Consider the following 20,198-nt stretch of genomic DNA (forward strand, 5'->3'; position numbering starts at 1 on the left):
TCTGGATAGTCTTCAGCTAAAGCTCACACCAGCCATCAAATAAGGGAAAATAGAGTGCGCTGCGGACCTTCCGCCCCGGTTCCAGTTGCTGCAGTAGAAGCTGATAACTTAGCAGCTGACCTCGGTACTGCTCCCTTTTTTCTGCATAAAAACGCTCATGGGTTTCTGTCTTTTTCGGTGCACTCACCTTGTAGTCAATAACCCAGCGCACCCCGTGCTCATCGATAAAAGTACGATCGATGACACAATGCAGCAGGGCTCCATCGACCACCCCGGTCAGGGGCAGTTCACACGCTGATTCAGTGTGGGGCTGTAACAACCAGCGGCCCTTCTGGCCCTGCAGAGTATTTTCAACTGCTGACATGATCGTAGCAATTGCCGAATCATGTTCCGCAACAGGGACCCCCATCACGGCCAATTGACGCGAAAAAGCTTCAGATCGTTGGTCTGCGGCATCAGGCCGCCAAGACTCAGCCCCCTGCTTCACCAACTGCTCAAGCTGATTATGAACAATTGTGCCGATGTGGCGCTGAACCTGACTTTCCCAACCGCTGAACGGCACGTCTTCATTGTCGAACTCTTCGAGATCTGAAGCCCGACCGACATCTATCGTCTGCGGCAAGGGGGCTGCCTGCAATTCCGGATGTTGCCAGTAAAGAGGTAAGCGCTTTAAGGCCAGCTGCATCATTTGTGGTTCCGCTTCCGGAGAAACCACAGCGCAGACGCCGAACTGCTCACCAAGTACCGGCCAGAGAGTTTCCAGTAATGAATCCTTCTCCGGCTTCAACTCTCCACGGCTGTTTTCTTTCGCATGGCCGAACAGATGCAATCGTTGCCGGGCGCGGGTAGCAGCAACGTATAGCAGGCGGCCGGTTTCAAGTTGCTGCTTTTCCTGCTCCAACTTGCCGATCAAGCGATAGATCGGATCCTGCTCACTGCCATCGCGGGGAGCGATCGGCGCCAGCAGCAAGCCGTGCTCAGGATGTTCCAGCCAGCGCAGCAGAGGGCTATCAGCTCCGCGCGGTCTGCGTCCAAGACCGGGCAGGATCACCTGGTCGAACTCCAATCCCTTCGCTTTGTGGATGGTCATCACCTGCAGGCGCCCATCCGCTGTGCTGTCAGCAGCGGAAAAAAGTTGCGACAGCCCTTTCTCCAGCAGATCAAGCGCGGGCAGATCAGAACCCTCCTCCAAACGTTCCAGCAGGTCGAAAACCAGCGCCGCATTGTCCAGAGCTTCAGCCGAATAGCAAGCGGCGCCACCCAGCGCCAGCCAGCAGCCCTCGACCAATTGGCGTAAACCGAAACGACCACGTTTATCGATAGCAGTCTGCAGAATCGGCCAGATGCGAGCCAGGTGTTGTCGCCCTTCATCCGAAAGCGACGCCAACCGTTGTTCATCCTGCAGCAAGCTCGGCAGTGTCGCGTAAGGCGCATCCGCCACCAAGGCATGCAGATCATGCAAGCTCAAGGCCGCCCAGGGCGCACGCAGCACTGAAAGCCAGGCGAGCCGATCGCCACGGTGCAGTAAAGCACGGGTCAGTGAAATGATATCAAGGGCGACCGGCTGTTCCCCCAGCAGGTCGATATCCTGGGCCTGAAACGGAATCTGCTGTTGTCGCAATAGTTGCAAAATCTGCGGCAGATGGGTGCGGCTGCGCACCAGAATCGCGACGGTCTGTTGCGGATCATCCTGCTGGGCCTGCCGGACAAGTTGCAGTACCTGTTCCGCTTCGGCCAGATCGTCGCGGCCATTGAACGCATGAAGTTCGCAGGCGCCGCCTGGCAACGGAGGCAACACGGCATCTGCTTCTGCCAGGGGAACCGCCCCGCTGGCGACATCGACTTTGGCTGGAAACACACCGGCGAAACTGCAATTCACCCAATCGACGATACCCTGCTGCGAACGGAAATTACAGCTGAGCCGCAGCGGCTCCAACTGAGTGCCATCGTCGCCCAGCCGCCCGGCAAAGGTTTTCAGAAACAGGCCGACTTCGGCTTCACGGAAGCGGTAAATCGACTGCATCGGATCGCCGACCAGGAACAAGGTGCGGCCATCCCCTTGCTGCCAGCCAGAGGTTAAAGTTTCCAGCAACTGATATTGCAGCCAGGAGGTGTCCTGAAATTCATCAACCAGAATATGCTCCAGCTGACTGTCCAGTTTCAGCAACAGGTCGCTCGGATCGGTGGCGCTCGCCAAAGCCTCTTTCGCCTTCAGGGCAATTTCGGCAAAGTCGGCCTGCCCCTCGGCCCGGAACACCAGCCAGAGTTCAGCCACCAGCAACGGCAGCAACTCAATCAATGCCTGCAGGATCTGCCATTGCTCGGCGATGTATTCAGCGCGCGGTAGTTCACGGCAGGCTGACAGCAAAGAAATAAAGGCCGGTGAACTTTCCAATTCGTCCAGCAACGACTGCATCCGTATTTTGGCGTCTTTGTGCCCGTCACCGGTGGGGAACCCACAATTTTTATTGATCCCACGCGGCTTACGCAGATCCCCCCCTGAAGTAAGCAGCAGATCGGCCACTCCCTGCCAGATCGGCAGGTGCTCGACAACAGCCTGCGGCATCCAGTCGAGATCGGTCAGTGTCAGTATTGGCCGCTCGCCTTTATCCCATAATTGCGCCGCCGCATAGCGCCCGCAGAAAAGAATCTCCTCTTTGCATTCTGCTGGGCAGGCAGCCGACAACTGCTGCAGTTTATCCGCAACCAGATTCTCCAGCGCCGATTCCAACGGCTGGCGTGACTCCTCGCCCCGGACACCGAGCAGATGACGCAGCCACTGGTCCCGCTTGCTCAACATGTCGACCAACATTTGCTGTAGACGATCCATGCGGTTATCCAGATGCGTCAGCAAACGCCCGATCTGATCACTGCCCTGCTGACCACGCATAAAACGTTGCAGCAGGTTTTCTGCTGCCTGCTGGTAAAGCGTATCAGCATCTTCGGCCAGCTCTGGCACACCGCCGAAACGACTGAGCCAGGGCATTTTGTTGACCAGCCCGGCATTGAAGCTGTCGATCGTCTGAATCGACAACAACGACGGGTTCTGCAACAATTCCCAGCCCTGCTTGCGATCCTGCTCCATCGCATCTCTGGCCAGCTGCCAGGTCTTTTTTTTGTGAGCTTCCTCGGGGCTGTCCTGCTGTGCAGAAACCAAGGCATCGAGCAGGCGGATACGCATCTCCGCTGCAGCCTTGCGGGTAAAGGTGATGGCGAGGATCTGCTGCGGTCGCTCGACGCTGCCGAGCAGAGCAAGAAACCGCTGGATCAGCAGCTCGGTTTTGCCTGAACCGGCCGGTGCCTGAACGATAAACGATCTGTCCGGATCGATGGCAGCCCGACGCTGTTCGGCATCGGCAATCGGCATAACTGCGCTCATGATGCCCCCTCCTCGCTGCTATCTATCAGGTCCGCTTCTCCGATGCGGCAAAGACCACGCAGATCGCAAAAGGCACAGGCGGTTTCAACATCAACCGGACTAACCGTTGCTTCACCGGCGACATAATCGGTCGCCAGCTGTTCCAGTTGGGTACGCCAGTGAACAAGCAGCTGCGACCAATCCTCAATTTCCAGCTGCTGCGCCTGTTTGCTGTCAGCAACCCCGGAAACTTTCGGCAGCATGTCACCCTCGCCAGCGACACCAACCAGCTTACAGTCTCCACGCCGTACCTGGGCAAAAGCAACCGCATCGGCTCGGGATTGCCGATCAGCCGTGGCATAAATCGGCAGTTGCGGCTCCAGCAGTCGCTCCGCCAGCAAACTATCGCTTTTCACCCAACCAGTTTTGTAATCGATGATCACTTTTCGCCCGTCAACCAACTGATCGACCCGGTCGACGATGGTTTTGATCTGCAGGGGTCCAATCTGTTCAAAGTGCTCCTGCTCCATTTCGGTCACCGTGAATGGCAAGCGTTTGAACTCCACCGCAGCAATCCACTCCTTGAGCAAACCGAGCAGTCGGCTTTTTTCGATGTCCAGAAGAGCTGCTGGTGGGGCCGCCTGCCTGGCGAAATACTCTGCCAGCGCAGCATCGATCTGCTGCTGCAGCGACTGATCGCAGCGTTGCTCATTCATCTCCAGCAACGCCTGCTGACTACCGATTTCCCGCCAGAACAGCTCCAGGGCTTTATGCACCAGGTTGCCCCGCGTGATCGGATCAATCCCTGGTTGAGGCGAATCAAAACCGGAAGCCTGCAAACGGAAATGGGCAAAAGCACGGAAGGGACAGAGCGCCTGATCACGCAGGATTGCGGTCCCCCCGCTGCCGGTGCCACCTGCCAGCGGCGGCCCTTGCCGATCAAAAATTTGTTGCAGTTGCAGCTTTTCCTGCTGTTGCCGGCTGAGAAGGTCCTGCCGCTCGGCAAGCTCTGGCTGACGTAGCGGAAAATCGAGAATCAGCGGGCTGGGGCGTAAATCGCAATCGCCGCCACGCAACGGGTAGCTGATAACCATATCCCGGCTGGCCCCCTGCAGCCGTTGCAGAACATTGCGGGCGAACTGAAGTTCCCGCTCGGCACTGGCATGCGGCATCCCCTTTTCGACCTGCACGCCAACCGGCAAAAAAGGATTGGGACGAGCGGCCGCAGGAAAAATTTCTTCGCTGAGGCTCATCAACCAGAGATGATCGAATTCCAGTCCAGCCGATTCGAGCAGGCCGACCACCTGCACCGGTCCGGTTGGCGCTTCCAGCTGGAATTCGATTTCACCGGCCAGCCGCCGCAACAGAGCAAGAGCCTGCATCCGGTCGAGTGGTTGTGAAACCGGGTCGAGGGCGGCAAACTCCGGCAGCAGTTTCTCCTGCCAGACGCTGACCATCTGGTACTCGCTGCTCGACAAAGAGCGTTCACCGGGCCACCCGACAGACTGCAACTGCTGGGCAAAATAGCCTGCCCATTCACCCGGTAGCAAGCGTTCTGAATTTTCCACATCCTGCTGCAGTTTACTGAAAATGGCTGCGGCTTTTTCAGCTCGTTCATCTTTTGCAGCAAGATCAGCAAGATTTTTCAGCCCGATCTGCTGCTGGCGAAAAGAGCGAAGACGAGTATCGAACAGTGCGCGTTTATCCGCCTCGCTGCGGCTACCACCGAGATATGGTGTTCGCAGCAGAAAGCTCACCTGCTCGATGGTCAGGCGATAACCGACCGCCAATATCTGCAACGCGGCATGCACAGGCCCCTGTTCGGCCAGTGGCGAGCCAAGCGACAGGCTGAACCTCGATTCCTGCTCCTGCAGCCCGAGCACGGCTGCCGGATCGATCTGACTGCGAAAAACCCGCTCAACCTCTTTACGCCGCTTCTGCAGGTCGGGAACCACGACACCGATGGAGGTCGCGCCCTGTTCCAGCAACTTGCGCGCCCAGCGCGCGGCCGCCAGCACTTCATGCTGTGGATCGATTGCAGCGTAACGGCCAATGACGGCACCTTCTTTCATCGCCTGCTGCGGTTGTACCACCTTCCCGCCTTGCTCTTTGACCAGGCACGTCAAAGCATCCAGTTCTGGGGCCTGCTGATCGAAACCAACGAGCAATAAGCTCTGCGGCAGCGGAAGCTGGCCATTTACCATTGCCTGAAAAACCACAGCCGGCAACTCGGCCCGGTCGAGCCAGTTGTGCCGGCGACATTCATCCTGGTATTTCTGCTGCCAGCGACTGAAAACCTGCTGATCTTCGGTCAACTGGGAGAACACCGGTTCAGCGTCATAAGCAACCGACAGCTGATGCGCTTTCAATGCCTCTCGTGCAGTTGCGGAAACCTGTAGCAACTCCCGTTCACTCCCAACAGAATCAGCTTCAATCAAGCGCTCCCACAAACGCCGGGCACGAAAACCCTCGAGCAGTCGCCAGCCCTGACCAAGCTCTGCCAGGCAGCGATGCAGCCAGCCTTCAAAGCTGATGATCTGCGGTGTCGGCCAGACCTGCAACCCATTCCCCTGCATCTGTTGGTCGAAGGCTGCCATCAAGTGGCGAGCCAGGCGCTTGTTCGCGGTCAGAACCAACGCCCCTTTTTCCGCTGCACCGATTATTGAATGGTAAAAATCGGACAAAAAGTCCTCCTGTCGATAGATTTATTTAAGTGACAAAAAGCTACAGGGAAAGCATGTCAAAATAAGTCATTGCTGTAGAAGAATCTTACCTGTCACTGTCGCCTGATGATATCACCAATTACCAAGCTTTACGCTTGACAGCTTAATTATCACTAACTAGTATCCCTATAAAAATAAGGGGAATAAGATCCACATACTCGGAGCATTCATGCGGAAATCCATATTCAACGTCACTGAAATATTCTTCTGCCTTTGCCTGCTGCTGGTGCCATTACCAAGCTTCGCATACGATCTTGGTGATTACTTGAGCATCAACGGCTTCCTTTCGCAAGGCTATATTCATAGCTCTGACAATAATATTTTCGGTGAATCGAAGGACGGATCTTTCCAGCTCAACGAGTTCGCCCTGACCCTGAACTCAACGCCGATGGAAAAACTGCGTTTAAGCCTTCAGCTGCTCTCGCGTGATCTCGGCAAAGAGGGGGATAACGATATCCTCATTGACTGGGCGATGGCCGACTACCGGCTGACCGATTCATTCGGTGTGCGCCTCGGTAAAGTCAAACTGCCTGTCGGCCTTTACAATCAGCACCGCGACTCTGACTTTCTGCGCCCGATGGCATTTCTGCCGCAAAGCGTCTATACGGAAAATAAACGAACCATGCATGTCGGCGCCTGGGGTGGCAGCATCTACGGCAACATTTCGCTCGGCCACGCAGGTGATTTAGACTATCAGGCTTACTACGGAAAAGTCGATTTCCGGGATGACTCCGGCCAGGCGGTGGGCATGGAAAGCCTGATCAAAAAAACCAGTATGCAGCAAGGCTGGGGGCCGGTTACCAGTTTCGACTCTGAAAACGAATATGTGACAGGCGGTTCGCTGATCTACAATCTGCCGGTTGATGGCTTACGTCTTGGGTTCTCCTACTTCACGGGAAAATCGGAATTCGATTTCACTGCCGGTGGTTTTGATGGAAAAGCAAGCGGCAACAGCAAAGATTTTGTAGTTTTCTCCCTCGAATACACTGGTCCAAACTGGACCTTCGCCAGTGAATACACTGAGTTTACCGGTGACCGCAAAGTCGCTTCGATCGATGTTTATGACGGTCGCTCTCAGGGTGGATATGTTCAGCTCTGCTATCACCTGCACGAATCTGTCGCGGTCTCTGTGCTTTACGATGTCGTTTACGCCGACAAAGATGATCGTGACGGTGATCGACTGGAAGCCAGTGGCCTACCCGACTATTTCGGCTGGCGTAAAGATTTCGGTACCGCGATCCGCTGGGACATCACCGATCGCTGGATGGTCCGCGCCGAATACCACAACATTGACGGCGCCGGGCTGGGGTTGTCGATTTACAACAGCCCATCAGTCCCAGATCGTTACTGGGACTACTACGTGCTGAAGACATCCTACAACTTCTAGGCAGAGGGGGAATCGATGTTTAAAACAAGATACCTCCTGCTGCTCTTTTTGAGCCTGACGCTTGCGCAGGAGAGTTTGGCTGCCGATTACATACTGGTGGTCAACAAAGAAAATCCGGTCCATACGCTGGATAGCGAAATGGTGAAAAAAATCTTCCTCGGCAAACGCAACTTCTGGGAGGATGGCCACCGGATCGAAGTTTTCCTGCAGCCGGAAAATGAGCTGCATGAAAAGTTCATCAAAGACGTACTGAAAAAATCGACCCGACAATTCAAAATGTACTGGCGCCGCGAGCTCTATTCCGGAACAGGCCTTCCGCCACAAAAACTGGAGGATGACGCGAAGATAAAAGAAGCGGTCGCATCCGACCCACGGGCCATTGGCTACATCGCTGCCGACAGTTTCGATGACAGCGTCAAGTGGGTCCGAATTACCAAAGAAACCAACTAGCAAGAAACGGAGCTGAGTATCGAACCGGCTCCGTTTTTTTCATCTTGAAATTCTAACACGATAATATGAACACAAACATTCAATGCTTTTGACAGAAGTACACCTTTTCAGTTAATCTAGATTCCCTCCCAGAAAACGTGACTTACTATTACAGGGCCTCCCCCAAAAGTATTCGAACAATGAAGAATAATCAGAATCAGAAGCTTGGCTTACAGCAGAAGCTCTTTTACTTCAGCATGCTTGGCGTCTTCGTCGTCTCCATCCTGGTTGCAGCGGCAGCCATGTTTCCACTTTCAAAAGCGCTTTTTGAGCAGGAATATCAAAGTCTCAAGTTTTCGCACCAACTGCAGACGGCACAGGTTTCTCAGCACTTCCGCGAAATTAAAAGCATAGCTGAGCAAATCACCAGCCGCTCCCGGATAAGACAAGAGCTGGAAAAGTATAATGCCGGAAAAATTTCACTGCAGGCCTATCAAGACTTCACCCGACCAAAACTTGAAGATGCCTTGAAAACATCTCCTGATGTCAAAACCATTTGTCGTTTTGACCAGACGGGAACTCGTGTCGTCTCAGTCGGCGTTGCTTTCGATTGTGTTCTCTACAAAAATTCAGCCTGGCGGGAAGGCAGAACAACTGTCACCGGACCGATATTTGTCAACGACAGTCCCCACTTTCTGGTTGTCGCCCCAATCCGAAATCGCCAAGACCTTGTGGTTGGCAAAGACGAAGTCCTGTTCAGCAGTGATGGCTTGAAGCATATCGCGATGCAGCATAGCCAAGATAAAGCAGAATCACTCTTCCTGCTGGGATACTCCTCAGACAACGATCGTGCCTGGCTCAACCTGCGAAACAACTCGGAAGTCAAAAAAACCACAAGTCGTGAAATAGACAGGCTTCTAGTCGATGTCGGATCCGGAGAAACAATGCTGGCCGAGACAGAAGCAACTCTTTTCGGGATTGAAAAACCGATTACAACCTACAGCCAACTCCCGGACAGCAGCTACCTGGTCCTGATCATCAATCAATCCAAAGGGATTCTCGACAAGGTCAGATCAACTCTCATCAAAGTTTCCGGCGCAATTCTGGCCCTTTTACTCGTCTCCGCAGTGGTTCTCGCATTTTTGCTCAAACCTCTTGAAGTCCAGGCCCTTGAGTATCAGAAAGAGCTCGAAAAAGACATTGCAGAGCTACAACAAATCATTCCGATTTGTATGTATTGCAAAAGCGTAAGAAATGATGAAGGCTACTGGAACCGGATTGACCATTACATTGAAAACATGTCTGAAATCCGTTTTTCTCATGGTATCTGTGAAGCCTGCATGGAGGAAAAGTATCCTGACGTCGAGAAATCGTAACACCTGACGCCGCAGCAAAGAACAGACAAAATCAATCTGTCGCCAGATCAACAATCTGATCGGTCACTTCGGTGAATGCTACATCGTGACTGATCAAAAACAGCTGATCGTACCAGTGCTCGGTCACTTCTTCACGGCCGACATCAATAGCGCGAAACGCGTGAGCCAGATTTTCCCGTCGCTCTGCATCCAGGTTGGAAGTCGGCTCATCGAAAAACGCCACCCGCGCACCAATGGTCTGTAACAAAGCGAGACGCAGGGCGACAACGGCACTCATGGTTTGACCACCGGAAAGCTGATCATCGACCCGCTCGCGAAGGTCGCCATCAACCATATCCCGCAGCACGATCTGATAGTTCTCCCCCCAGCACAGCTCCTCTTCCTGCTCGGAAATCGTCCGATAAATCCGTTCCGCACGTTGACTGATCTCGCTGCGAAAGCGTTCCGACAGCTGTGCTGAAACGTTACGAAAAACCTTGTTCCGCAGAAATTTGAGCAGCTGTTCCTTTTCCTGATATTGAGCCACCTGGGCCTGTTTTGACGCAATCTCGACCTGCACCTGCTGCAACTTTTCCAGTTCTCCCTGCAAACGGATGATTGCCGCTGCCAATTCTTTCAGCTTCTGCCGCCCCGTGCCAAGAGTTTCACGCAGGTTATCGTTCTGCTGCTTTAACTGCTGGTGTTGCTCCGGTTGATACTCCTGCTGCAGTTGCTGTAACTGGTGCTGCAGTTCCTGCTGTTCACCCTGCAACTGCGTGAGCAGAGACTGATACTTCCGCAACTCCTGCTGCCGGGCCTCCATTTCCACAGCAGCCTGCTGGTTGGCAAGAAAAAGATCGCGCGCCTGCTGATTCAACTGCTTCTGTTCTTCTGCGGCAGCAATATCCTCCTGCAGGCTTGTGAATGCTGAGAGTTGCCTGTGTTTTTCCGATAGCTGCTGCTCCTGCTCCTTCTGCTGCTGGCGGGAAACTTCCAACTGGTTTCGCCGCTGCTGATTTGCCTTCCGTCTAGCGCCCAGTTGCCGCAACTGCTGTTCAATCCCCTGCAACTTGATCTGTTCGGTTTTCTGCTGCTGCTCAGCAGCAACCATCTGTGCCTCTTTTGCCGTGGCCCTGCTCAACTCTTCCTGTAGCGTTGCAGTATGTTGATCAAGATCGGCAAGCTTGCCCGCGAAAAGATCTGTGGTTGGCACATCTCCGAGATTTTTGCATTCCTCCTGAAAAAATGGACAAATGCCGTCAGCCAATTTTTCCTGCCCTTCAGAAAGTCCGGCCCGCCGACCATCAAGTTGACCAAGCTGGCGGCGCAGATCATCAAGCAACCGGCGCTGCTGTGGCAGCTCGCCTGCTAACTTGGCAATTACTGGATCGACTCCCAGCTTCTGTTTCTCCTCAGCCAGCTGTAGATCCTGTTGCTGCAGCTCTTTTTCAGTTTCCTCGATCGTCTGCTGTTCAGCTCGATAACGACTCTCAGCAGCAGCCTGCTGCTTTTCCCGTTCGGCAATGTCAAGCTCCAGTTGTCGCTGTTGTTGCTGCTGCTGTCGCAACGACTGCAAACGAGCCTCAGCCTTTTCAAACTCGTGCTTCCCGCCTTCGTTCGCCCGAACGATCTGCTCTGCCTGCTGGGCGTCATCGACCCGCTGCTTTTGCAAGGCAATCTTCTCCACACCATTTTGCAGACGTTGCTGCAGTGTGGCGATATCTGTCCGCAGCTGCTGCAACCGGTGCTGCTGACTCTCGTATCGCTGGAGATCCTGCTGCAGCCGGGCCAGCTCCTGCTCCTGCTGTATGACCACGCCTTCCACCTGCTTCTGTTGATCTGTTACTGCAACCAGTTCCGCCTGTTTCTGTGGCAGAACGTCCAGCTGCTGCGTAAGTGGCTGCAACGCCGCCTGCAATTCGCGCAGTTTTCCTTCAATTGCTTTGCCCAGGTGTTTGGTTTCGTTGAAGGTTTTGCGCCAGGCGTCAATACCGAGAATTTCATCGAACTTGTCGCGGCGCTTGGTTGCCTGCTTGATGACAAAAGGACCGAGGAAATCGTGCTGAAAGGGGCCGATTACCAGCTCAAACTGCTCCGCCAGTGAACGACCGTTATCAAGGTTAAGCAGTTTTTTCAGACGGGATTCGGTCTCTTTACCATCCTTGTGCTCTTCGACCTCAAAGTCACCGCCGACCTGTTTTTCCAGCAGCCATTTCCCGGCGCCACCCACGGTTCGACAGACACGATAGTCATTCCCATCCGCTGGGCGAAAAACGAGTTTGATCTCGCCCCGTTTCGCCCCGATAGAGACAAAGCGGTCAACATTACCGACGAAGCTCTGGGCATCGACCCCGAACAGGGCGTAACCGATCGCTTCGAAAATAGTGCTTTTACCGATGCCGTTAGCACCGACCAGCACGTTGATGCCGGGAGAGAACTCCAGCTTGGTATCACGGTGCGATTTGATATTTTTCAGCTCAACAGAAAGGATCTGCATATCACCGATCCCCTTCCAGCAGTGCGAGCAATTCATCGCCGTCATTGACACCCTGCTGAACGGCATCGCGCAGTCGCAGTGCCAGTTTGCAGAGTTCGTCCTCCTGCCCCTGGTAGTGGCTGTCGGCAGAAATCAGCTCGTGCAAAACATCCTCTTCGATCTCGCTCAAACTTTTCTTTTCATCATCAGCAGAAGCCGATTTCGTGTGTAGGCTGAGTTGATTTTTCACTTCCAGGTGCAACGGATTCGCGAAGTCCGCCAACGCGGCCTGTAATCGTTCACGTCCCAGCTCGAAAGGATGAAATTTCACCCGCCCGGTCAGTTTCAACTCCAATAGCGGTTGACGGGAATCTTCGTTGTCGGCCAACAGCGCAGTGACCTGTTCAACCACCCGTTGCAAAGCCTCTGCTGCGTTCGTTGTTCCGTCCAGATCGACCTTTTCAACATGCATCGGCCGGGGGTCGGTGGGAATAAATGCAGGGGTAAAGCCGCCGTCTTCAACCTCCACCAGGTAGTAGCCTTTATCATACTTCTGCTCACCGAAATTGACCCGCTCCGGCGAACCGGGATTGTAGGCATACCCGTTGCCTGCAGGTGTTTCGACAACATAAGGTTTGTGGCCGTGACCCAGCGCGACATAAGAAAAAGTCTCAGCCAGCGGGTGGGCCTCTTCCGGCTTCATGTTACCGATTTCGACCGGCGAATAAGTCCAGACGCCAACGTGAAACAGCAGCAGGTTGTTCTGGGTCTCGACGGCCTTACAGATCCGCTCGACATGATTTCCGGCCTGGGCGCCGATGTAGCCAACACCATAGATATTCAGGTCACCGATCTGTAAATGGCCACCACAGCCTTCTTCAACATCAAAAGGAGCAAAATGATAGCCCCCCTCTTCCGTACGCTGCGGCCTTAGCAGGCAAATGTAACCGAGCTGTGAAAGGGCTTCCATCCAGGAGACATTGTCGCGCCGATGCACCCAGTCATGATTTCCTTCGATGGCGATGCAGGGAATCCCGGCGTCCTTGAGTGGCTGCAGTGTCTCGATGGTCCGGGCGAACGTTTTTGGCAGAATCTGGCCGACGTGGAACAAGTCACCGCCGATCAGCATGAAATCAACCTGCTTATCGACGGCGTCGGCAACGATACCGGACAACATCTGAAAGAAATCTTCGTAACGTTGCTTTTCTGCAAAAACGCTGCGATAGGTTTTACCGAGATGAATATCTGAACAGTGGATAAATCGCATCAATTCTCTCTTTAGAGTTTATTGCTTCGAGATGAGGAACAATAACAACTTGTCTTGACTCGGCAAAGTACAAACTGACTCTGCTTTCCTGGAACAAACCGCAAAACCCACTTGTTTAAACAAGCAAACTCAAGTACAATATTTGCAAAATTTAATAAATGGTATTTTATGCTTAAACAAATCCTCTTGATCATACTTTGTTTTTTTCTTCTCGTTGCTTGCGACATGCAAGAGTACCCGGCCCCACCCGGATCTGACCGCAAAGAAATTCTGATTTACAGTGGCATGACCATGATCAAACCTTTGCTCGAAGTCAGTAAACTTTTCGAGCAGCAGGAAAATTGCGTGGTGAAAATCACCTACGGCGGCTCAGGGCATATCATGAGATCGGTGCAGATCAACAAGATCGGCGATCTTTTTTTCCCGGGCAACAAATTGTACATCGATGAACTGGCTGAGCAAGAGATGATCGAGGAAACAGCACTGGTTGGCTACAACCAGGCAGCTCTCTTTGTTCAACCAGGCAACCCGAAACAGATCACTCCCGACCTGCATAATCTCACCGACGCCAGGTTCAATGTCGTCATCGGTAGCGAAACATCTGGAGCCATCGGCCGCGAGACCAAACGGATACTGGACAATTTCGGCATCTACCAACAGGTGATCGACAATGCTCTCTATTTGACCACCGACTCAAAAGGCTTGAACAGGGCAATGAGGAGTCATGACGCCGATCTGGTGATGAACTGGAAAGCGGTCGGCTATTTTCCCGAAAACAAAGGGAAAATGGAAATATTACCGCACCCTGAGGAGCCGCTGCACCGGCGCCCATTAGTGATTGGCACTTTGCGCTACAGCCAGAACCCAAAACTGGCGGGTAAATTCCTGCGACTGATCTCTTCCGAGACCGGTCAACAGATTTTCCAGAAATTCGGCTTCCTGGACTGAGAACGTTATGTTGAGAAATTTACAGAAGCATATCGTTGCCCAGATAGTCCTGCTGCTTATCTTTGTTTTTGTCGTTTTTTTCGGTCTGCGCACCAGCAACTATCTCCTCCAGAAACGCAGTCATTACCTGAGCAGTTTGGTTGCCAATGAACAAACCAAGCTGGAAATTTCCCACCTTTTGCAGAAGAAATTGCTGCAGCTCAACATAAAGCTGCACGACATGTCCAACGCGAACAGCGGTTCGGAACTAAACAGAATCGTTGACAGTTTCCAGCAACTGAGAATACAGATCGACCATATCCTGAAAGTTCTTGAAGCTGGGGGTATCTGGGAAGAGATTTATCCTGTCAATTTTGGTGACGAAGAGCTGATATCCAGGAAACTTAATTATATCAATTATCAGCAGCAAAAAATCGATCTTCAGATCATCGAAATGCGGGCCAAACTCGTAGAGCTGGATACAATCGTTACAAATTTCCAAGGTCTGGTGGAAACAAAGATTGCGGCATTCAGTAACTCCAACGCTCTGAGCTTTTCTGCCGTTATCAGTAAAGTCGGTCATTATTACAAAGGCGTTGAGCCTTTCTTTGTCCGCATTCTTGAGAATTCCAACCGGTTGCATTTTGAAAGCAAGCAGGAAATGGAGCGGATTCACCAGATTCATACAAACTTCACCAGTAATTATAGAAAAATTGAGATATCTACCAGAGTAGCTGCCACCCTGATGTTGCTACTTATGGGCTGGCTAGTGGTCCGTTCGAGTCGCAGCATTCTTCGTGAGAGAGACCATTTCCAGAACCTGCTGCTTGAGACAAACGAAAACCTCGAGCAGTTGGTGCACGACCGTACACAAAAACTGGAAAAGGAAGTCGAAGACCGCAAACTGGCAGAAATCCAGCTCACCGAACAGGCGGAATTTCTCCTCAGCACCATTGAGTCGCTGGCCCATCCCTTTTATGTCATCGATGTTGCAAGCTTCGAGGTTGTCATGGCCAACTCAGCCACTGGATTGGCTCATGATACCGCCGGAATTACCTGCCATGCCTTGACCCATGACAGCTCGACTCCTTGCGACAGCAAAGAGCATCCATGTCCACTACAGTTGGTCAAAAAGACCGAGAAACCTGTCGTCGTTGAACATACCCATGTCAATCTACAGGGAGAAAAAAGGATTGTTGAAGTCCATGGGTACCCGATTTTCGACACCAATGGACAGCTGGTCCAGATGATCGAGTATTCACTTGATATCACCGATAAAAAAGAGGCTCAGCAGGCCCTGCAGGAAGTAAACGAGCAACTCGAAGATAAAGTCCGTGAGCGCACTGCCGAGCTGGAGGAAGAAGCTCGTCAACGCCGGGATGCCCAACTGAAGCTGGCCCAGAGCGAGCTGCACTTCCGTCGCTTGATCGAAAATGTTTCCGACCTGATCGCGATCGTCGATGCGGCAGGCACAGTCACCTACATCAGTCCTTCGGTCGAAACTCTGCTCGGCTACAAACAACAGCAGGTCATCTCCCGCAACGTACGCGAACTTGTCCACCGGGAAGACCTGAAAAACATTGCGATTGAGCAGCTGCACAAAGACTATGGTGTGACATCCCCCATGACCCATCGCATCCTTGCCAGCAACGGGGGGTATCGCGTCATGGAAACCTCAATCCGTAAATTCGATCAGATCGACGGCAATGACGAATACATCCTCACCTCACGGGATATCACCGCCAGAAAAGAAGCGGAAGAGGAAAACCTGAAGCTGCAGATGGTGGTCGAGCAATCCCCCAGCAGCGTGGTCATGACCGACATCGAAGGGAATATTGAGTATGTCAATCCTGCTTTCGAAAAGATTACCGGCTACCGTTTTCAGGAAGTGGCCGGGAAAAATCCTAACCTTCTAAAATCAGGCCGAACAGATCCAGTCAAATTTACCGAACTCTGGCAAACCATCAAAGCAGGGAATATCTGGCAGGGTGAGTTCATCAACCGCAAAAAGAATGATGAGCTGTACGAAGAGTCTGTGCAAGTGATTCCGATCCTCGACTCCTGGGGTGAAATCAAACATTTTGTCGCCGTTAAAGAAAATATTTCTGATCTAAAGAGAGCCCAGCAGCAAGCGGAGAGTTCGAACCGGGCAAAGTCAAAGTTCCTCTCGCAGATGAGCCACGAACTGCGTACGCCGTTGAACGCGATTAACGGGTTTTCCCGACTGATGCTGACAAGCAAAAAGAACCCGCTCAACGATAAACAACGGGACATGACGGAGCAGATCAACTCCGCCGGTAAACACCTGTTGCAACTGATCAATGAGGTCCTCGATCTGGCAAAGATAGAAGCAGGTGAATTTTCTCTGAACATTGAACCGCTTGATCCGGGCCCTGCCATCGAAGAATCGCTGTCATTGATAAAGCCGCTGGCTGATGAACAGAACATCCGTATCGAAGCTGACGACCCAAATCATTTACCACTGGTCAGAGCTGACATGATTCGTCTGAAACAGATTCTCCTTAATCTGTTGTCGAACGCCGTCAAATACAACAAACAAAACGGCACTGTGACAATTCGCCTCAATGAAGAAGTCCCTGGCCTGCTTTGCTTCGAAGTCACCGACAACGGAATTGGCATTGCCGAAGAGAAAAAAAGGGACATTTTCACCCCCTTTGCCCGCGTTGTCGACAACCAGGAGGCCATTGAAGGGAGTGGTATCGGCATGACCATTACCAAGCAACTGGTCGAAGCTATGGGCGGCACTATCGATTTTGAAAGCACTCTCGGAAAAGGTAGCAGCTTCTGGTTTACTCTGCCGCTGGCAGCAACAGAAAGCGTTCAGTTAAAACCGCAGGAGATAAAGCAAGAAGCTCCTCAGAGCCTCCCCGTCAGCACTAAAAAAGAACAGAATGTCCTCTATATAGAGGACACTCCTGTCCACACCGATTTAATGCGTGTTTATTTTTCCAAGTTAGCCGGATTCAAATTACAGGTTGCGGAAACGGGTGAAGATGGCATGGAGCAGGCTCTGGCTGATCCGCCCGATCTGATTCTACTTGACCTGTACCTGCCGGGTATCGACGGTTTTCAGGTTTACCGTAAGTTGAAAGGGCACAGCTCCACCGAATTCATCCCGGTTATTGCTGTGACAACAATAATCGGTGAGGAGGGTGAACCTCTCCGAAGCAAGATAGAAAAGCTCGGTTTCAACGGCCTTCTGCCCAAACCGTTCGATTTTGACAAACTGATAAAAGTGCTGCAAAAGAATCTGGAGATAGAGATATGACAAGCAACAACGATCTGGACGATCTCGTCCTGAGCAGTTCGCTGAGCGATATCCATAACGCAAAAATACTGATCGTCGACGACAATCCTTCCAATGTTGCTTTGCTGGAAGCGGTACTGGAAGAAGATGAGTACGAAAACATCTACACCACGACAGATCCGTTTCAGGTTCTACCTCTGTACATGCGCCATCGCTTCGACCTGATCTTGCTCGACATCCGTATGCCCGGCATGTCCGGAATCGAGGTGCTGGGGCAGTTTGCCGATATTATGCAGGAGGAATACCTTCCGATCATCGTTCTTACCGCACAGACCGATCAGGAAACCCGTCAGCAGGCGCTCTCCGCCGGGGCGAAGGATTTTCTCACCAAACCGTTCGAGGATTGGGAGGTCCTGCTGCGCATCCGCAACACCCTGCAGACCCGCCTCTACTACACACGTCAGGTTATCCGTGCGGACCTGCTGGAGAGCGAGGTTCGCGAACGGACCAATGAAATTCGCCGGACACAATTCGAGATCGTCCGTCGCCTTGGCGCAGCCGGGGAACTTCGCGACAACGAAACCGGCGCCCATGTCCAGCGCATGAGCCACACCTGCAGCCTGCTCGCTGCCAAGCGTGGGCTGGGGCAGGAGTTTTCTGAACTTCTACTGCACGCCAGTACCATGCATGATGTCGGTAAAATCGGCATCCCCGATGACATTCTACTCAAACCGGGAAAACTGACTGATGATGAATGGGTCCTGATGCGCGAGCACCCACGAATCGGGGCGAGGATCATCGGCGACAACCCTTCAAAAGTCATGCAGTTGGCACGGGAGACTGCTCTCTACCATCATGAAAAATGGGACGGAAGTGGCTACCCCAATGGAATATCTGGAGAACAGATACCGATTGCAGCACGTATCGCCGCGGTCAGTGACGTTTTCGACGCACTCACATCAGAACGCCCCTACAAACATGCCTGGCCAGTTGAAAAAGCAGTCACCCTCCTTAAAGAGGAGTCCGGAAAACATTTCGAACCGGTCTCTGTCGATCTGTTCATCGACAACCTGCCAGAAATATTACAGATCAAAGATCGTTTCCTCGATCAGGAAACTTTTAACAGTCCGGCACCGGCGTAAACTTTCTCCTATTCCGGCCTTGCTGTCGCAGCGGTTCTCCCCTATGATCAGCAGCGACTTTTAACTGACGGAAAGGCAATATCATGGCGACCAAGCTGGATGAGGCATTGGCTCTCGGCGCAAAGGATCCGAAAGCACAACCACTCTATTACGATCTGTTTCTGAACTCACTCTTCTTCATTCCTGTCATCGAAGAAAAAACTGCAGAGAATGATGAAACAAAAAATGATGTGAATGAAGATGACGGCTCGCTACCGCTGCTGGTACAGGCGAACGGCAATGAATACCTGATGCTGTTCGACACCATAAAGCGGCTACAGGATTGGGCGGACGATTCAGTGAAATACGCCGCACTGCCCGGTCATGCCGTCACTGAGATGTCTCTTCCGAATCTTTACTGGGCTTTGAACTATGGAACCGAGCATCAGAAGATGTTCGAGCCGAAAGAGATCGCCTGGCTTAAAGAAATCGTCCGCCAGACCAAGGACGCAAGCGAAGAGCAGGAAAAGCAGGAAGAACCGAACCAACAGGACACAGAATGATCACTGACAAGCTGACCTGTATCGAGCTTGACCAAACGCAACTGGAGGGTTTCCGTAAATTCATCAGCTGCTGGTTGTATCAGGACAGCTCGCTTAACTTCATCGTCGATCCAGGTCCGCTCTCAACCATTCCGGTTCTGCTGACAAAGCTACAACAACTCGAGGTCAAGCAGCTCGATTACGTCTTGCTGACTCACATTCATATTGACCATGCCGGTGGCGCCGGTGAACTGCTGAAACATTATCCTGAGGCAAAGGTGATCTGCCATCCACAGGGGATCAAACACATGGTGGCGCCTGAGAAACTCTGGCTCGGTTCGCAGAAAGTACTCGGCCAGCTGGCTGAGGCTTACGGTGAAATCATTCCGGTTCCGGAGAACATGATCAGTTACCAGGAGCAGATCGGCAACACCGGTATCCGCACTTACCAGACGCCGGGACATGCCCAGCACCACTGCTGTTTCCAGCTAGACAACTTGCTGTTCGGTGGTGAAGTGATCGGGGTCCACTATCCGCTGAAAGATGGTATCTACATGCGCCCGGCGACACCGCCGAAATTCATTCTTGAAGTCGCCCTCGAATCGATCGAAAAGATGATTGCCCTCGCACCGCGCTATCTGGTAATTGCTCATTTCGGCCTGGTTGAGCCAGCCCTGGATTACTTGCAGATCGGCAAACAGCAACTGAAGCTGTGGGTAAATGGAGTTTCCCAGCACCTCGATTTACCTAGAGACGAATTCCGCTCGGCGATGACTGAATGGTTGCGAAAGAACGATCCGAACTACGGACTGATCGATCAACTGGAGGATGATATTCAGGCGCGGGAAAACTATTTTCTCGACAACTCGCTGCGCGGCATGCGCGAGTACGCAGAAAGTCTGGGTTAGCCCTCTTCCCCTTCAGCCAAGGGCAGACGCAGCAGGTAGATCGTCACGCAGAGGGCGATGCCGATCAGCATCATCTTCACCCAGAGAACCGACAACAGGAAGAACACCGACACCAGCACAGAAAGCCAGATGGTGCTGATGGCGACTATCTTGGCACGTAACGGGACCCCTTGGCCGCCGATATAGCTGCGCACCACAGGTCCGAGCTGCGGATGCTCCAGCAGCCAGCCATGAAACCGCTCAGAACTCCGGGCAAAACAGGCTGCCGCAAGGAGCAGCAGTGGTACTGTTGGCAGCAGTGGCAGAAACATCCCCAGCACAGCCAAAGCAACACTCAAGAAACCGATGATCAACAACGCCACACGCAAGGCTTTATTTTGACTCAGTGGCAACTGTTCATTACTCATTAATTCTGCCATTACACATCTTAATTAGCC

At 52.6% G+C, this 20,198-nt stretch carries 13 protein-coding genes; 8 read left to right on the plus strand and 5 right to left on the minus strand.

Features of this window, described 5'->3' with window-relative positions; all coding sequences use genetic code 11:
• Positions 1-16 precede the first annotated feature (16 nt).
• Positions 17-3,379, minus strand: coding sequence for a UvrD-helicase domain-containing protein (locus tag BUB13_RS03390; RefSeq protein ID WP_072905593.1), 3,363 nt, complete (start codon positions 3,377-3,379; stop codon positions 17-19).
• The gene (locus tag BUB13_RS03395; RefSeq protein WP_072905595.1) at positions 3,376-6,042 is read right to left on the minus strand and encodes a PD-(D/E)XK nuclease family protein; all 2,667 of its coding nucleotides are present in this window, start codon (positions 6,040-6,042) and stop codon (positions 3,376-3,378) included. Before BUB13_RS03395 ends, BUB13_RS03390 begins: the two co-directional genes overlap by 4 nt.
• Before the next feature lie 208 nt (positions 6,043-6,250).
• Here BUB13_RS03395 and BUB13_RS03400 point away from each other — a divergent pair, with 208 nt between their 5' ends.
• The 3 genes from BUB13_RS03400 to BUB13_RS03410 all read left to right on the plus strand — a co-directional run bounded on the left by BUB13_RS03400 (position 6,251) and on the right by BUB13_RS03410 (position 9,273).
• Positions 6,251-7,468: a hypothetical protein gene (locus BUB13_RS03400; RefSeq protein WP_072905597.1), complete on the plus strand. Its 1,218-nt coding sequence runs from the start codon at positions 6,251-6,253 to the stop codon at positions 7,466-7,468.
• Positions 7,469-7,483: 15 nt separating this feature from the next.
• Positions 7,484-7,918 (plus strand): type 2 periplasmic-binding domain-containing protein, encoded by a 435-nt coding sequence (locus BUB13_RS03405; RefSeq protein ID WP_072905599.1) that lies wholly within the window; start codon positions 7,484-7,486, stop codon positions 7,916-7,918.
• Between the two features lie 179 nt (positions 7,919-8,097).
• Complete coding sequence (locus tag BUB13_RS03410; RefSeq protein ID WP_072905601.1) at positions 8,098-9,273, plus strand: cache domain-containing protein; 1,176 nt, start codon at positions 8,098-8,100, stop codon at positions 9,271-9,273.
• Positions 9,274-9,304: 31 nt separating this feature from the next.
• Here BUB13_RS03410 and BUB13_RS03415 read toward each other — a convergent pair whose 3' ends face one another.
• Together BUB13_RS03415 and BUB13_RS03420 are read right to left on the minus strand one after the other, a co-directional pair.
• Positions 9,305-11,794 (minus strand): AAA family ATPase, encoded by a 2,490-nt coding sequence (locus BUB13_RS03415; RefSeq protein WP_244151828.1) that lies wholly within the window; start codon positions 11,792-11,794, stop codon positions 9,305-9,307.
• Positions 11,751-12,995 carry a metallophosphoesterase family protein gene (locus tag BUB13_RS03420; protein ID WP_072905605.1) on the minus strand — a complete coding sequence of 415 codons (1,245 nt, stop codon included), beginning with the start codon at positions 12,993-12,995 and terminating at the stop codon, positions 11,751-11,753. The genes BUB13_RS03415 and BUB13_RS03420 overlap by 44 nt, the downstream gene beginning before the upstream one ends.
• A gap of 225 nt (positions 12,996-13,220) precedes the next feature.
• On the opposite strand from BUB13_RS03420, the gene BUB13_RS03425 reads away from it, so the two are divergent.
• The 5 genes from BUB13_RS03425 (at position 13,221) to BUB13_RS03445 (ending at position 19,761) form a co-directional block, all read left to right on the plus strand.
• Positions 13,221-13,943 carry a substrate-binding domain-containing protein gene (locus BUB13_RS03425; protein WP_161947617.1) on the plus strand — a complete coding sequence of 241 codons (723 nt, stop codon included), beginning with the start codon at positions 13,221-13,223 and terminating at the stop codon, positions 13,941-13,943.
• Positions 13,944-13,950: 7 nt separating this feature from the next.
• Entirely contained in the window at positions 13,951-17,211 is a 3,261-nt protein-coding gene (locus BUB13_RS03430; RefSeq protein WP_072905609.1) for a hybrid sensor histidine kinase/response regulator, read from the plus strand.
• Positions 17,208-18,332, plus strand: a complete 1,125-nt coding sequence (locus BUB13_RS03435; RefSeq protein WP_084091720.1) for an HD domain-containing phosphohydrolase — start codon at positions 17,208-17,210, stop codon at positions 18,330-18,332. The genes BUB13_RS03430 and BUB13_RS03435 overlap by 4 nt, the downstream gene beginning before the upstream one ends.
• Before the next feature lie 83 nt (positions 18,333-18,415).
• Entirely contained in the window at positions 18,416-18,874 is a 459-nt protein-coding gene (locus BUB13_RS03440; protein WP_072905611.1) for an SseB family protein, read from the plus strand.
• The gene (locus BUB13_RS03445) at positions 18,871-19,761 is read left to right on the plus strand and encodes an MBL fold metallo-hydrolase (protein WP_072905613.1); all 891 of its coding nucleotides are present in this window, start codon (positions 18,871-18,873) and stop codon (positions 19,759-19,761) included. The genes BUB13_RS03440 and BUB13_RS03445 overlap by 4 nt, the downstream gene beginning before the upstream one ends.
• Here BUB13_RS03445 and BUB13_RS03450 read toward each other — a convergent pair.
• Positions 19,758-20,180, minus strand: a complete 423-nt coding sequence (locus tag BUB13_RS03450) for a YbaN family protein (RefSeq protein ID WP_244151829.1) — start codon at positions 20,178-20,180, stop codon at positions 19,758-19,760. The two genes, BUB13_RS03445 and BUB13_RS03450, sit on opposite strands and share 4 nt — an antisense overlap.
• Positions 20,181-20,198: the final 18 nt, after the last annotated feature.

Source organism: Malonomonas rubra DSM 5091 (assembly GCF_900142125.1).
GTDB lineage: Bacteria > Desulfobacterota > Desulfuromonadia > Desulfuromonadales > Geopsychrobacteraceae > Malonomonas > Malonomonas rubra.

What these genes read in the sequence shown, in the direction of transcription:
- BUB13_RS03390 (WP_072905593.1), bottom strand. Translation starts at nt 3,379, where the DNA reads ATGAGCGCAGTTATGCCGATTGCCGATGCCGAACAGCGTCGGGCTGCC.
- BUB13_RS03410 (WP_072905601.1), top strand. Translation starts at nt 8,098, where the DNA reads ATGAAGAATAATCAGAATCAGAAGCTTGGCTTACAGCAGAAGCTCTTT.
- BUB13_RS03420 (WP_072905605.1), bottom strand. Translation starts at nt 12,995, where the DNA reads ATGCGATTTATCCACTGTTCAGATATTCATCTCGGTAAAACCTATCGC.
- BUB13_RS03440 (WP_072905611.1), top strand. Translation starts at nt 18,416, where the DNA reads ATGGCGACCAAGCTGGATGAGGCATTGGCTCTCGGCGCAAAGGATCCG.
- BUB13_RS03445 (WP_072905613.1), top strand. Translation starts at nt 18,871, where the DNA reads ATGATCACTGACAAGCTGACCTGTATCGAGCTTGACCAAACGCAACTG.
- BUB13_RS03400 (WP_072905597.1), top strand. Translation starts at nt 6,251, where the DNA reads ATGCGGAAATCCATATTCAACGTCACTGAAATATTCTTCTGCCTTTGC.
- BUB13_RS03405 (WP_072905599.1), top strand. Translation starts at nt 7,484, where the DNA reads ATGTTTAAAACAAGATACCTCCTGCTGCTCTTTTTGAGCCTGACGCTT.
- BUB13_RS03415 (WP_244151828.1), bottom strand. Translation starts at nt 11,794, where the DNA reads ATGACGGCGATGAATTGCTCGCACTGCTGGAAGGGGATCGGTGATATG.
- BUB13_RS03450 (WP_244151829.1), bottom strand. Translation starts at nt 20,180, where the DNA reads ATGGCAGAATTAATGAGTAATGAACAGTTGCCACTGAGTCAAAATAAA.
- BUB13_RS03435 (WP_084091720.1), top strand. Translation starts at nt 17,208, where the DNA reads ATGACAAGCAACAACGATCTGGACGATCTCGTCCTGAGCAGTTCGCTG.
- BUB13_RS03430 (WP_072905609.1), top strand. Translation starts at nt 13,951, where the DNA reads ATGTTGAGAAATTTACAGAAGCATATCGTTGCCCAGATAGTCCTGCTG.
- BUB13_RS03425 (WP_161947617.1), top strand. Translation starts at nt 13,221, where the DNA reads ATGCAAGAGTACCCGGCCCCACCCGGATCTGACCGCAAAGAAATTCTG.